A 14,462-nucleotide genomic window follows, 5' to 3' on the forward strand; every position below is an offset into this window, starting at 1 on the left:
TCCCCCCACTCGTCCCTGGTCCCTCTGTCGCGACTCCCGGTCCGTCCGGGTTCCGATGGCACTCCCGGTCGGCATCCGGATATACGTTGCGCCCATCCTTCCATCCATACCGGTACAACGCAGCCCCGCTCCCGGTACGGGAACGGGGCCGGTGGCCGTCATGGGGAATGCCGTGGTCGGGGGTCCTGTCAGCGTTTCGGCATCATCAGCCACAGGACCAGGTAGATGAGGAACTGCGGGCCGGGCAGTACGCAGGACAGGACGAAGAGCAGCCGGACGATACCGGAGCTCCAGCCGAAGTACTCGGCGATACCGCCGCAGACACCGCCGATCCACTTATCGGTGGTGGAGCGGGTGAAGCGGCGCGCGGGGGCGGTCATGGCGGTCCTTTCGGTAGCGGGTACTACATCTCCACTATCCGGACCGGTGGTCCCGGGCCGCATCGGTAGCGATACCGATGCCGACCCTGAAATTCCGGGGTGCCCGGCTCAGGGTCGGCCCTGAGCCGGGCGGGCGCGGTCACACCGAGGCGACCCGTTTCGCCAGGTCATCGGCCAACTGCTCGGCGCGGTCGTGATCGGTGGCCTCCACCATCACCCGGACCAGCTGTTCGGTTCCGCTGGGACGCAGCAGGATTCGGCCGCTATCGCCGAGCAGTTCCTCGGCGGCGCGCACGGCTTCCAGGATGCCGGGATCGGCGGTGACGGCGGCCTTATCGGTCACCGGGACGTTCACCAGCACCTGGGGCACCTTCTGGACCACCCCGGCCAGTTCGGCCAGCGATTTCCCGGTCGCGGACATCCGGGCCATCAGCTGCAGGCCGGTGAGGACGCCGTCGCCGGTGGTGCCGTATCGCGGGAACACCACATGACCCGACTGTTCGCCGCCGAGGGTGAAACCGCCGGCGCGCAGTTCCTCGAGAACGTAGCGGTCGCCGACACCGGTGGTGCGCACGGTGATCCCGGCCGCGCGCATGGCCAGATGCAGGCCGAGGTTGCTCATCACGGTGGCCACCAGGGTGTCCTGGGCCAGGGTTCCGGCCTCGCGCATACCGACGGCGAGGACGGCCATGATGGCGTCGCCGTCCACCGGTTCGCCGTGGGCGTCCACCGCGAGGCAGCGGTCGGCGTCGCCGTCGTGGGCCAGGCCCAGATCGGCGCCGTGCTCCCGGACCGCGCGCTGCACCTGTTCGATATGGGTCGATCCGCAGCGGTCGTTGATATTGAGGCCGTCGGGTTCGGCGTTGATGGCCACGACCTGGGCCCCGGCTTCCCGGTAGGCGGCGGGGCCGACCTCCGACGCGGCGCCGTAAGCGCAGTCCACGACGACGGTCAGTCCGTGCAGGTCCCGGCCGGTGCTCTCGACCAGATGCTCGACATAGAGTTCGTGGGTGCCGCCGACACCGAATCGGTCGGGCAGATCGGCGCCGGGATGGCGGGCTCCGGCGGCGTTGAGTACCCGGCCGATGGCCGCACCGGTCGGGCGGGCGAAATCGCCGGCGGTCACCCGGGCCTCGATCCGCTCCTCGACCGCGTCCTCGAGTTTGTGGCCGCCCGCCGCGAAGATCTTGATCCCGTTATCGGGCATCGGGTTGTGCGAGGCGGAGATCATCACGCCGAGACTGGCCTCGTACAGGCCGGTCAGATAGGCGACGGCGGGGGTCGGCAGTACCCCGACCGGTAATACGTCCATTCCGGCGGCGGTGAGCCCGGCGGTCACCGCGGCCTCCAGCATCTCCCCGCTCGCACGCGGGTCGCGACCGACCACGGCCACCTTGCGGTGACCGGACCGGACGTCCGCACCCAGTACCTGCGCCGCCGCCCCGGCGACCCGCAGCGCCAGCTCCGGGCTCAACGAATCGTTGGCCAGCCCGCGTACGCCGTCGGTGCCGAACAAATGTCCCATACTTCGACCTGTCCCTCGTCAGTGAGTCCACGGCGCGACGACCACTGCCGAACTGCCCTCGACGGCCGGCCGACGAACACCGCGGTACATATAGCACGAGAGCAGGCGACCAGACTCCGGCTGGCTGCCTGCTCTCGTAGCCGACACCGGCACGTCCGCCCGCATACAGCGAGCGGACGGCCGGTACCGGTGATATCAGCGCTTCGAGTACTGCGGCGCTTTACGGGCCTTCTTCAGGCCGTACTTCTTACGCTCGGTGGCACGCGGGTCACGCGTGAGGAACCCGGCGCGCTTGAGCGCGGGACGGTCCTCCGCGTTGACCACGGTCAGCGCCCGGGCGATGGCGAGGCGCAGCGCGCCGGCCTGGCCGGAGGGGCCGCCGCCGTGCAGGCGGGCGTACACATCGAAGGATTCGACGCGCTCGACGGTGACCAGCGGGGACTTCACCAGCTGCTGGTGCACCTTGTTCGGGAAGTAGTCCTCGATCGAACGGCCGTTCAGCACGAAGTTGCCGGTGCCGGGGACCAGGCGCACCCGCACCACGGCCTCCTTGCGGCGGCCGACGGTCTGCACGGGCCGGTCCAGCGGGGCCGCGTACTCGACGAACTCGGCCTCCTCGTCGTAGACCACGCCCTCGTCCAGGACCTCGGCGGCGGCGTCTTCGACAACCGCTTCGTCGTATTCGGTGAATTCCTCGGGAGCGGTCACTGGGCCACCTGCTTGATCTCGAACGGAACGGGCTGCTGAGCGGCGTGCGGATGGTTCGGGCCCGCGTACACCTTCAGCTTGCCGGCGATGGCGTTGCCCAGCTTGTTCTTGGGGATCATGCCCTTGACGGCCTTCTCCACCAGACGGTCGGGGCGGGTGTCGAGCACCTCACCGACAGTGCGGGACTTGAGGCCGCCGGGATGCCCGGAGTGGTGGTAGATACGCTTGCCGTCGCGCTTGTTGCCGCTGACGGCAACCTTGTCGGCATTGATGATGATGACGAAATCGCCACCGTCCATATGCGGAGCGTAGGTCGGCTTGTGCTTGCCACGCAGCAGATTCGCTGCCTGAACGGCAAGACGGCCGAGCACTACGTCAGTGGCGTCGATGACGTACCACTGCCGGGTCACGTCACCCGCCTTCGGGCTGTACGTAGGCACAGTGCTTCCCTGTCTGTCGTCGGTGCTGCCGGCCAGTTGTGCGGCGAGGGGTTCCCGGCGGCCGGTTGAGACCCGGGACTCGGTGTTCCGCACACCAGCGGACCACGATACCAGTCGGGTATCGGGCCCGGAAATCGGCCCGGAGCGGGTCAGACGTCGAACGGCGGGCCGGGATCGGCGACCCCGGGACGTCCGGGCACCAGGTAGCGCAGGGTGTCGATACCCGGAGACTCACATCCGTCCGCGTTCTCCTCGGCGGGCTCGGGGGCGCGCTCCCCGGTGGAGGGCGCGGAGGGGACGCGGGCATACAGCGACCGGCCCTCGGCGCCGGTTTCCCCGGATCCGGCCGAACCCGGCGGTTCGATCGTCACCCGCGGCATCGGCACGCACCCGGCCGCCGTGGTCGAGACGGGCGCCCCTCCCGGTACCTCATCGGAAGCCCGGACCACCCCGGGCTCGGGAGGCGCCGCCTGGGCCTGCGCGACTCCGGAACCGTCGGCGCCCCATACCGAGGCGGCCAGGGCGGCCGCGCCGATCACGGCGTGGGCACCGAACAGGTTGTCCTTCATCTTGTTCCAGAGCTTGCCCTTGGGTTTGTCACCCTCGGACTCCGCCTGGTCACCGGCGCCGGGACCGCGGGCCGGCCCCGGGGGGCCGCCGGGGAACCCCGGCTGCGGCACCGGCTGGGCACCGGTATCCGGGTCCGGCGGCCGGGTGAAGCGACTGGCCGGTCCGGATATCGGCGGCGGCAGGTCACCGCGGTCGACCTTGACGGTCGGTTCCTGCCCGGATCCGATCTCGGAGGGAGCGGGCTGCTGATTCGAGGGGCCGTACGGCGAGAGTCCGGGCGACCCGCCCGCGCCGGGCGGGTTCCCACCGGGTGCGAGCCGATCGGATCCGGCGGCCGGCCGCTGGGGTCCGCCCTGGTCCGGACCCGGCCGGGGCGGGTACTGGGCCTGGCCCGGCTGGTTTCCGCCGGACCGTCCCGGCGCTCCCCCGTATCCGGCGCCGCCGGGAACCGGCGGGTTCTGCGGCGGGTACGGCCCGCCCGGTGCGGGTTGCCCCGGTCCGGGTGGCGCGTAACCCGCTCCCGGGCCGGGACGTTCCGGAGGCGGGCCGGGGTTGGGGTACGGCTCGGGTTCCTCGTCGTCCTCGGTCTCGGTGACCAGCAGATGGGTCGCCCCGAGAACGAGTGCGTGCATCGGATGTTCGGCCTTCTTCAGGCGTTGGCCCAGATGGTTACGGAACGCGAAGCGCAGGGTTTCGTTGAACACCACCTGCCCGGCCAGCAGAACCGTCGAATTGTCGGCGCCCATCGCCCGCGCCGCGGCCATGACCTCGATCACCGTATCGTCGGCGATGCGCGGGTCGTGGGTGGATTCGGGATCGATCGGCACGTACACCGATTCGGTGGGCCGCTCCTCGTCACCGTGCACCGCGACGACCAGGACATTGGCACGGCCGTCGACCACTTGGCCGTCGAAATGCACCGCGGTCGCGCCGAGTCCGTCGGGCAGGGCAGGGTCGGGCGGGCGGACCAGGCCCAGGGCGCGGACATAGCCCGACAGCGCGATGGATTCCGGGATCGGTTCCACCTCGACATCGAGCTGTTCGACCAGCTGGGCGTAGGCGTCGATCTTGGCGTCGGGCCAGTCGTCCGGGTAGGGCAGGGCGACCACATCCGGTTTGCCGCGCAGATAGCTTCCGACCGCAGCCAGCGGGTTGTAGAGGCGGGCGCGGAAGACGAGTTCGGCCGGCCAGGTCGCGCCGGCGATCACGATCTGCGGATGCCCGAGGATGTCACGCACATCCGGGATCGCCATACCCAGATCCGGGCGCTGTTTGTCCACGCCCGCGGTGTAGAGCCGGCCGGAGGCGTCGGCCAGCAGATAGGCGGGCGGGTTGTAGCTGCCCTCGACCTGTACTGGGCGGATGGGCACGCCGGATCCGCCCGCGGCCACGGACACCACATCCCACCCGAGATGTACCGCCCCAACTCGCACCATCACAGGCATCAGTGTGCCTGGTGTGCGGTCGTCGCGCTCGCCGCCCCCACCCACGGGTGGAGCGGGCGGGCGGCGGGGCCGGTCACCGGTCTCATCCGGCGGACTTCTTCAGCCGCAGACGGCTCCAGGTCAGCAGCGCCAGCACCACCGTGATGGCCACCACCATGCCGATATCCAGGAACCATGCGCCGCGCGCATGCTCCCAGAACCCGTCTTGTTGCGATTGGACGAACAGTGCGCGAACATCCACCGTCGACGCCGCCGCGGCGTATCCCCAGCGCGACGGGAACAGCCACGAAACCTGTTCCAGCACTACCCGGTCGGTGACCGGGATCAGGCCGCCGGCCATCACGAGCAGACCCATGATCGCCACCACCAGCAGCGGCATCACCTGTTCGCTGGACTTGGCCAGACTCGACAGCAGCAGGCCGAAGACGACACAGGCGACGGCGGTGGCCGCGATATCCAGATAGAGTTCGGCGCCGCCCACGGCCAGCACCGAACCTTCCTCGGGCCGCTTCTTGCCCAGCAGTACGAATCCGATCATGACCGCCGACTGCAGCAGGACGGCCAGCCCGAAGATCACGACCTTCGCCGTGAGATAGGCCCCCGGCCGCAACCCGACCGCCCGCTCCCGGTGGAAGATCGTGCGTTCGCCCACCAGATCACGCACCGAGAGGGTGGCGCCCATGAAGCAGGCGCCGAGGATGAGCACGACCAGCAACTGCTGCGGTTCGGAGCTGCCGGCCCGGATGAAACTGCCGTCGTCGGCCTGGGTCAGCGGCGGTTTCGAGAATCCGTACTGTCCCGGCACCACCAGCGACAGCCCGCCGAGTACGAACGGCAGCAGCACGAGGAACGCGAGATAGCCGCGGTCGGCGAGGATCAGCCGGATCTGGCGCCGGGCCAGCGTCGAGAACTGCTTCCAGGCGCCCGATTGCGGGGGCGAGCCGGTACCGCCCTGCTGCGCCGCGGGTGGCGGCGGTGGCGGCAGCGCGGCCTGTCGTGATCGGAAGTGCGCGAACGCGGCGTCGGGGTTGGCCGCGACATCGGCGAAGATCTTGGCCCAGTCGCTGGTGCCCAGTGCGGATTCCACCCCGGCCGGGTTACCGGCGTAGGCGGTTTTGCCGCCCGGGGCCAGCAACACGACCTGATCGCACATATCCAGGCACGCGACCGAATGGGTCACCACGATCACCACCCGACCGGCGTCGGCCAGTTCGCGCAGCATCATCATGACCTGCCGGTCCAGGGCGGGATCGAGTCCGGAGGTCGGTTCGTCGAGAATCAGCAGCGAGGGACCGGTCAGCAGTTCCAGCGCCACCGAGGCGCGTTTGCGCTGGCCGCCCGAGAGCCGGTCCACCCGGGTGTCGGCGTGTTCGGTGAGCGAGAGTTCGCGCAGCACACCGTCGATGACCTGGCGGCGATCGTCTTTGGACGAGTCCGGCGGCAGGCGCAGTTCCGCCGCGAATCCGAGCGCCTGGCGCACCGTGAGCTGACGGTGCAGCACATCGTCCTGCGGGACCATGCCGATACGGGAACGCAGCGCCTGGTATTCGGCGTGCAGATCGTGACCCTCGAAGGTCACCACGCCGCCGGAGGGTTGCGTACTACCCGCGATCAGCCTGGACAGGGTGGATTTACCGGCGCCGGAGGGGCCGATCAGCGCGGTCAGGGTGCCGCGGGCCGCCTGCATGTTGACATCGACGAGCAGTTGTTTGTTGCCCTCGACCGTGAACCCGACCCCGTGCACGCCCAGGCCCTGTTCGGCGACCGGCCGCTGCCGGTGCACCAGTGTCCCCTGCTGCACTTCGAAGTCGATATTGCCGATGGTGATGATGTCGCGTTCACGCAACACCGTGCGCTGCTGCCGGACACCGTTGACGAAGGTCCCGTTGGCCGATCCGAGGTCCTCGAGGATCAGCCCCTCGGCGCCGCCGGCGAGCCGCGCGTGTTTACGGGAGGCCAGCGGATCGTCGACCACGATCTGGTTGTCGGAGGTACGGCCGATGGTCAGGCCACCCGGCGGCAGCCGGTCCGCGCGCGCCACCGGCCCCTCCGTGGCGCGGTGGCGCACCGGCGGCACCGCGGCCAGACTCGCCTTGGCGGTCATGTTCACATTCGCGGGCCGGGGCCGTTCGACCGCCGGCTGTCCGCCGGTGCCGGGGTGCGACGGCCGCGGCGGCTGCTGACCACGCGGCGGGGTCCACTGCGGATGCGGTTGGTGCGGTGTGGGGTGGGGGGTGTTCGGAATGGGACCCGATCCCGGCCCCCGGGGCGGGACCTGCGGCTGGGCACCGGACTGCGGACGATTCTGCGGGGTCGGCGGGCGCTGCTGCGGCGGGACCGGGGTCCGCGGCAGTTGCTGCGAGGGCCGCTGTTGCGGTTGCTGCGGCGGCTGGGGCTGCTGCGGAACCCCCGACGGAACCAGCCAGAGCAGCGGTCCGCTGATCGCGTCACCGAGTCTGATCTGGGTCGGCCGGTCGATCGGCACGGGCCGGCCGACCCGGCGCGCATCGACGAACACCCCGTTGGTACTGCCGTTGTCGGTGAGCACCCAGGCTCCCGACTGCCAGGCGAGCGTCGCGTGTACTCGCGAGACCAGCGGACTGTCGACGAACAGCGTCACCTCGGGCGCGCGGCCCAGGGTGATCTGCTGACTCGAATCGAAGACACGTTCGGTTCCATCATGGCGCACCGTGATGGTGCGCACCCCCGGTGCAGACATGCAGCGGATACTATTCCATTACCCGGGCATCGGAGGTGCCCCCGCTGAGGGGCGACTTCCCCCGTTCCGGCGGGTAATGCCAGCACTGTATCGGCCGAATTGGGGGAGGAATCCATGCCGAGATTTCGCGCTGTCGCCGTGGCCGTGGCGGCACTGTGCGCGCTGTTGCTGGTCACCGGGTGCACGCGGTCGGTCGACGGCCGGGCGGTCTCCATCTACGACAACCCCTTCCAGGTCGCCGGGCTGCCGACCACGAGCGGTCCCAGCGGTCCGCGTGAGAACGCGCCGCCGCCCGCGTTGAGCGCGCGCAACGGCGACGGCGGCGAGATCGACACCCTGGCGCTGAACGCCGTCACCGATGTCGAGGCGTACTGGAGCGAGCACTACGACGCCGAATTCGAGGGCGCGTTCGAACCGGTGCAGAAGCTCATCTCCTGGAGCGCCCGCGATTCCCGCAAGGACTCCGTGGAGTTCTGCACCGAATCCACCTACCGCATGGTCAACGCCGCCTACTGCCGGCTCGACAACTCGATCGGCTGGGACCGCGCCCTGCTGCTGCCCACCATGTCCGAGACCTTCGGGCAGATGGCGGTGGTGATGGTGATCGCCCACGAATACGGGCACGCCATCCAGAACAACGCCGATATCGTCGACGACGACGATCCGGTGATCGTCAAGGAGCAGCAGGCGGACTGTTTCGCCGGCGCGTATATGCGCTGGGTGGCCGAGGGTAGATCCGACTACTTCACCGTCAACACCTCCGACGGCCTGAACTCGGTGCTGGCCGCGACCGTCGCCATCCGCGATTCCGATCCCGACGACCCGGAGAGCGTGCACGGTTCGGCCTTCGAGCGGGTGACCGCGGTGCAGATCGGTTTCACCGACGGCGCCAAGGGGTGCAAGGGCATCGATATGGACGAGATCGAACAGCGCCGCGGTGACCTGCCACAGAGTTTCGACGGCGCCTCGGGGGAATTCGAGATCACCGAACAGAGCCTGGTGGAGCTGGGCAAGGCGCTGGCGGTGATCCTGCCGACCGATGACGAGCCGACCTACTCCTACGACGGCGCGGAGGTCTCCTGCCGGGACGGCGTCTCCACCGAACCGGTGACCTACTGCCCGGCGAGCAACACCATCGCCACCAACGTCGAAGGGCTCGCCGAACGCGGTACCGCCGACGACGATTCCGATGTCTCACTACCGGTCAAGGTGACCGGCGACTACAACGGCTACGTCGTATTCATCTCCCGCTACACGCTGTCGGTGCAGAAGAACCGCGACCAGGATCTGGTGGGCGCGAAGACAGGACTGCGGGCCGCATGCCTGTCCGGCGTGGCCACGGGTGAACTCGCGCAGCCGGGGCGCTCCCAGGGCGATATCACCCTGGCCGCGGGCGATCTGGACGAAGCCGTCTCCGGTCTGCTCACCGACGGGCTGGCCGCCAGCGATGTCGAGGGCAAAACGGTGCCGAGCGGGTTCTCCCGGGTCGACGCCTTCCGCGCGGGTGTGCTGGGCGGCGAGGAGACGTGCAGCGCCCGGTACGAATAGGCCCGATAGGTATCAGCCGGTCAGGACCCGAAGGGCGGCGGCGCGGCGGATTCGTAGCGCAACATGCGCTGTCCGATGAGGATCTCGGTGCCCGGGACCAGGACCACCGGCTGATACGGCGGTACCCGGACCCATTCGCGGTAGCCGGTGGCGCGGGTGCGGGTGCCGTTGGTGGAGCCCCGGTCCACCAGGGTCACATCCCAGTTGACCAGCAGCAGTTCCGCATGGGCCCGGGACATGCCACCGGAGTTGTCGACGACCTGCAGCGGGGTGAGCCCGCGCCGCGCCTGGTCCGAACCCTCCGGATCGCGACCCAGCACGGAATCGGTGTCGAGTAGATAGGTCGCGCCGTCGTCGAGGACCAGGATGCCCAGCGGCGGCCGCACCACCTCGATGAGCGGCTGGGTCTGATCCACCGGCATACCGCAGACACTGCAGAAGGCGGCCCGCGGATCGGTGGGATGGGCCCGCGCGCATTTGAACCCCATGACCTTCACCGTCAGCGCGGTGCCCTTCGCGGTGGCCTCGGTCCGGCGGCGCAGTTCGGCGTCCAGCGGCGGCACCCGGCGCTCCGGCGGGCCGTGCAGTGGGGAGCCGTGGGAGACGGGCAGATCCACCCGGGGTGTGGGGTGGGCCGGGAGCGGTCGTGCGGGCGGTTCACCGTGGCGCGGACGAGATTCCGAGGTCTCGTCGAACTCACCGGGCAGCGGAGGCGGGGGCGCCGGATTTCCCGCCCGCTGCCGGCCGCTGATCTCGGTCTCCGCGTGATGCGGATCGGTGGCCGGGGATCCACCGGTGGGTTCGCTCCCGGCCGCGGCCGGTCCGGCGATATCGCCACGCTGCGAGAGTTCCACACTGTCCAGCATGGGCGCGGCGGCCGCGGTCGGGACCTCGTCGGGAACGGCCACCGGGGCCGGACCGAGTGTGGGAGAGCCGGGTATCGGCGTCCGGCCCGCGTCACCCGCCGGGTCGCGAAGTGCGGGCCGCCCGGATGATTCGGCCGTCCGCGGCGCATCCTCGGCGGCCCGGGTGCGCGGAATCTCGGCGGTCGCCGCGGAGCCCGCCGGGATCGCGGGACCGGTCGTCACCCGCGGTGTCTTCCTGCCGAGCGAGACACCGCTCGATCCGGCCGGAGCGGATATCGGCTCGGCGCGGGCCGGCGACCACGCGATCACCGCCGCGGCCTCGGCGACGCCTTCGACCAGCCGCCCGATCCCGCGGACCCGGGGCAGCGCGGGCAGCGCGTCGTCCGGTGCGGCGTGGTCGTCGACGAAGAGCGCGACCGCACGGGCCGGGATCACCGCGGCGCGGTCCACCGTGAACACCGCGTCTCGGCCGTGGAAGTACTCGGTACGGTCGCCGTCGACCATCGCGGTGATACCGCCGTGCAGGAAGATCGCGACCCGGTCCGCACCGGCCGCCGACAGGATGCCGAAATCCACCGATGCGCCCCGGCCGGTCCGATCCGCCTGCGCCATGAGCCATCTGGTGACCGCCCGGGCGATCAGAGCGCCGGGTTCCTCGGGTCGGCGCACGACGGCCTCGTGCACGAGTTCCGCGAGGGAGACCAGCGCGCGCAGCGCCGGGGAGTCCTCGGTGGGCCTGCCCTGTTCCCGATGCGCCACCAGCACGACCGCGCCCGCCACCCGGGCCGCGGCATGCGGTCCGGGCACCACCTCGACCTGCTGATCCCGCATTCGGATCAGCCTTCGCCTAACGTGCGCCCGGGGTCGTCTGCCACCAGACCAGGGTATGGCACGGCCGCGATCGGCCTCTTCGGCACGGCCGCGAGCGGTCGCCGGGGCGAGGCCGGGGGCGGTCGTCCCCGGGATCAGGCCGCGTCCGGTAACTTCGACAGCGCAGCTTCGATCGGAACGAGGGGCCGGCCCATGGTTCGGATATCGCGCGCCACCACCGTCACCGCGGTCACCGCCCTCCTGGTGGCCGGCCTGACCGCCTGCGTTTCGGTGCCCGGTAGCCCGGTCCCGGGGGAAATCGATGTGCGCACGCTCTCGGTCGGCGATTTCCCGGTCGACCGGTTCACCTACCCGCAGGACGCGGGTGAGCACGGCCCGATGCTGGAGGGCATCCGGATGTCGGAGGCGGTGGCGACCAGCACCCAGGTCGATCCGTCGCTGAAATACGGCCGCGGGTCCAAGGTTCTCCCGGATTCGGCCACCGCGATCGATTTCCTGGCCAATGTCTCCGAGCCGATCCTGAAGAACCGCAAGATGCTGGTCGGGTACGCGTCCAGCGGGGCCGATCGCGACGATCCGGAGGGCCGGACCCGCCCGAACCCCGATGCCACCGCGATCACCCTGGTGGCATTGCGTTTCCCGGACCGTGCGAGCGCGGGCAGGGCCGCGACCGAACTCGAGGCCGCCGATATCGCGGTCTCGCCGGACAACCGGCCGCTGAAATCGCAGAAGTTTCCCGACGCACTGGTGCACTGGCGGCCGGGCGTCGCCAATATCGGGGCCTTCCTCGCCCATGAGGAGTTCGTGGTCTCCCTGTTCGTCCAGCGCCCGAAGGCCGACAGCGCAGATCTGGTGTCGTGGGTGGAGAAAACACTCACCGCCCAGCTGGACCGGCTGAACCGGTTCCGGCCCACACCCACCGCCGATATCGCCGATCTCCGGGTGGATCCGGAGAATCTGCTGTCCCGGGTGGTCGTGGCCGACCGGAAGGGGCAGGTGCCCGATCCGGACCGATTCGCCGTCTACGGGCCGAATTATCTGATCAACGACGCCGACGACCAGATCGCCCGGACCCGGCTCCTGGAGCAGTCCGGATTCGAGAGCACCGCCTACGCCGACGGCAGTTCGGTGGCCCGGGTCCGTGATCCGGCGGGGGCGCAGGTCCTCGTGGACGGTTTCGTGGAATCCGCGGGCGACGTATACGAACCCATGTCCGCGCCCGCGGAGATCCCCGGCGCGAAATGCCTGGAGCTCAACGGAAAAGGCGATCCGCAGCGCCAGTACCGCTATCGGTGTTTCGTTCCCTACAAGCGCTATGTGGGCGTCGTCTCCAGTGATGACGAGACCGAGATCGAGCAGAAGGCGTCCGCTCAGTACGCCCTGCTCGCGAACAGCCTTTGACGTCCGCCCCGCCCTGAAAGCGCGAGGATTCCTGCCAGCGCCCTGACGGGCGCTCTCGGTAGGTTCCTGTTTCACTGGGACTCGCTCTCCGCTAGGCGGAAAGACTTACAGCCCCTCCACAGGCGTTTAACCTCTCGGCCCGTCCGGCCGCGAGGATGTTGATCGCCGCATTCAGATCGCGGTCGTGGACCGTGCCGCAGGTGCACGTCCATTCCCGAACATGCAACGGTTTCTTGTCCCCGACCGCCCCGCACACTGAGCACATGCGCGTGGACGGGAACCAGCGGTCCACCTTGACGAAGGTCCGCCCACCCCGGGCGGCTTTCTCCTCCAACATGCGCGTGAACATGCCCCACCCGGCGTCGTGAACCGACTTCGCCAACCTCGTGCGCGCGAGACCTTTGATGCTCAAGTCCTCCACGTACACCGCTTGGTTTTCGCGGATGATCCGTGTCGTGTTCTTGTGCGCCCAGTCTCGGCGTGTGCCGGACACCCGCGCATGGGCTTTCGCTACACGTATGCGAGCCTTGGCCCGGTTCTTGGAGCCCTTCTCCCTGCGGGACAACGCTTTCTGCGCCTTGCGAAGCCTGCGTTCGGCTTGCCGCAGGAAGCGAGGCGAGTCGATCGTTTTGCCGTTCGACATGACAGCGAACGTCGTGAGCCCGAGATCGATGCCGACCTCGGCGTCCAGCGCGGGCAACGGTTCTTGGTCGACTTGCACCACAAACGACGCGAAATAGCGGCCCGCAGCGTCCTTGATGACCGTCACACTCGACGGATCGGCCGGAAGCTCCCGAGACCAGGCGACTTTCACGTCTCCAACCTTCGGCAGCCGCAGCTTCCCACCGGGGGTGACCGCGAACCGGGAGTTCTTCGTGAAGCGGATGGCTTGCCGATTGTCGCGCCGGGACCGGAACCGAGGCGGCCCGACCCGTGCGCCTTTCCGCTTCCCGGTAGTCGACTGGAAGAAATTCCGGTATGCGGTGTTCAAGTCGGCCAATGCCTGCTGCAGCACCACCGACGAAACCTCGCCCAGCCAAGCCCGGCCGGGATCTTTCTTCGCTCCGGTCAACGCTTTCGACAGTTCGCCGTCCGTGATGTACGGCAAGCCATCCCGCCGCGCTGTTTCCCGCGCCGCCAGTGCGTCGTTGAACACAACCCGAGCGCACCCGAACGCGCGAGCCAGTGAAATCTGCTGGCCGGGCGTCGGATAGACGCGGAAGTTGTACCGGAGCTGCACGAAACCCAGAGTACCGTATTGGTTTATGGCCGATGAGAACCATATACGTACCGGTAGACACTGTGTTTTCGCGCTCCACGTTCATTTGGTTTTCGTCACCAAGTATCGGCACGGAGTGTTCACCGACCGTCATCTGACCAGGCTGGAAGAGATCATGCGGGCAGTGTGTGCCGACTTCGAAACCGAATTGGTCGAGTTCAACGGCGAACCCGACCATGTGCACCTGCTCGTGAACTTCCCACCCAAGGTCGCGATATCGAAACTGGTGAACAGCCTCAAAGGCGTGTCCTCGCGCAGGATGCGCCAAGAGTTCCCCGAACTGGCCCGGCATTACTGGCGGGCAAAACGCTTGTGGTCGGGTTCTTACTTCGCGGGTTCGGTCGGTGGCGCCCCGATCTCGATGCTGCGGCAGTACATCGAACAGCAGGCACGCCCGATTTAGGGCACGCTCGGGCCTTGCCGGCCCTCCCGCGTGGGCTTTCACCACCGCCCTGAAGGGCGGCGCACTAGCCCACATTCCGGTAGCCACCCGCGCGGCGCCTCGGCGTGGTCGTAATTCGTTGTGGCGCGGACACTCTCGACGCGCGGCGCGCCGAACCGATTTGGCCGCTAGGACAGGCTAGCCTTACCGTGTTCTGCGTCTCATCGCGGCACTCACGCCGGATGGTCACATACCCGCCCACCAGTACGTTGAGTGTGTTATACCGATTAGCTATCACATGCCGGAGTTAGGTAACCCTTGCCTCGGCGCGGCCGACGCACTACCTTCGCATTTCGATTCGTCAGCAC

Annotated in this window: 11 protein-coding genes; 3 read left to right on the forward strand and 8 right to left on the reverse strand. The window is 68.9% G+C overall.

Going from position 1 to position 14,462, the window contains the following annotated elements; all coding sequences use genetic code 11:
• Window positions 1-188 precede the first annotated feature (188 nt).
• The 6 genes from ACZ6SF_RS15900 to ACZ6SF_RS15925 form a co-directional block, all read right to left on the reverse strand.
• On the reverse strand, window positions 189-380 hold the full coding sequence (locus ACZ6SF_RS15900) for a PspC domain-containing protein (RefSeq protein WP_466062830.1): 192 nt from the start codon (window positions 378-380) through the stop codon (window positions 189-191).
• A gap of 139 nt (window positions 381-519) precedes the next feature.
• Window positions 520-1,905: a phosphoglucosamine mutase gene (glmM, locus tag ACZ6SF_RS15905; RefSeq protein WP_466062831.1), complete on the reverse strand. Its 1,386-nt coding sequence runs from the start codon at window positions 1,903-1,905 to the stop codon at window positions 520-522.
• Between the two features lie 195 nt (window positions 1,906-2,100).
• Entirely contained in the window at window positions 2,101-2,613 is a 513-nt protein-coding gene (rpsI, locus tag ACZ6SF_RS15910; protein WP_449998393.1) for a 30S ribosomal protein S9, read from the reverse strand.
• Window positions 2,610-3,053 carry a 50S ribosomal protein L13 gene (gene rplM, locus ACZ6SF_RS15915; protein WP_466062832.1) on the reverse strand — a complete coding sequence of 148 codons (444 nt, stop codon included), beginning with the start codon at window positions 3,051-3,053 and terminating at the stop codon, window positions 2,610-2,612. Before rplM ends, rpsI begins: the two co-directional genes overlap by 4 nt.
• 149 nt (window positions 3,054-3,202) lie before the next feature.
• On the reverse strand, window positions 3,203-5,062 hold the full coding sequence (locus ACZ6SF_RS15920; RefSeq protein WP_466062833.1) for a hypothetical protein: 1,860 nt from the start codon (window positions 5,060-5,062) through the stop codon (window positions 3,203-3,205).
• Between the two features lie 88 nt (window positions 5,063-5,150).
• Window positions 5,151-7,787: an FHA domain-containing protein gene (locus ACZ6SF_RS15925; protein WP_466062834.1), complete on the reverse strand. Its 2,637-nt coding sequence runs from the start codon at window positions 7,785-7,787 to the stop codon at window positions 5,151-5,153.
• A gap of 114 nt (window positions 7,788-7,901) precedes the next feature.
• Between ACZ6SF_RS15925 and ACZ6SF_RS15930 the strand changes: the two genes are divergently transcribed.
• On the forward strand, window positions 7,902-9,335 hold the full coding sequence (locus ACZ6SF_RS15930) for a neutral zinc metallopeptidase (RefSeq protein WP_466062835.1): 1,434 nt from the start codon (window positions 7,902-7,904) through the stop codon (window positions 9,333-9,335).
• Between the two features lie 20 nt (window positions 9,336-9,355).
• Here the strand turns inward: ACZ6SF_RS15930 and ACZ6SF_RS15935 are convergent, their stop codons facing one another.
• Entirely contained in the window at window positions 9,356-11,032 is a 1,677-nt protein-coding gene (locus ACZ6SF_RS15935; protein WP_466062836.1) for an FHA domain-containing protein, read from the reverse strand.
• Between the two features lie 192 nt (window positions 11,033-11,224).
• Between ACZ6SF_RS15935 and ACZ6SF_RS15940 the strand changes: the two genes are divergently transcribed.
• The gene (locus tag ACZ6SF_RS15940) at window positions 11,225-12,433 is read left to right on the forward strand and encodes a DUF7373 family lipoprotein (RefSeq protein WP_466062837.1); all 1,209 of its coding nucleotides are present in this window, start codon (window positions 11,225-11,227) and stop codon (window positions 12,431-12,433) included.
• Between the two features lie 91 nt (window positions 12,434-12,524).
• Here the strand turns inward: ACZ6SF_RS15940 and ACZ6SF_RS15945 are convergent, their stop codons facing one another.
• Window positions 12,525-13,673, reverse strand: a complete 1,149-nt coding sequence (locus tag ACZ6SF_RS15945) for an RNA-guided endonuclease InsQ/TnpB family protein (protein WP_466062839.1) — start codon at window positions 13,671-13,673, stop codon at window positions 12,525-12,527.
• Window positions 13,674-13,698: 25 nt separating this feature from the next.
• On the opposite strand from ACZ6SF_RS15945, the gene tnpA reads away from it, so the two are divergent.
• Window positions 13,699-14,115, forward strand: coding sequence for an IS200/IS605 family transposase (gene tnpA / locus ACZ6SF_RS15950; RefSeq protein WP_466062840.1), 417 nt, complete (start codon window positions 13,699-13,701; stop codon window positions 14,113-14,115).
• Window positions 14,116-14,462 lie beyond the last annotated feature (347 nt).

Source organism: Nocardia sp. NPDC049935 (assembly GCF_055586645.1).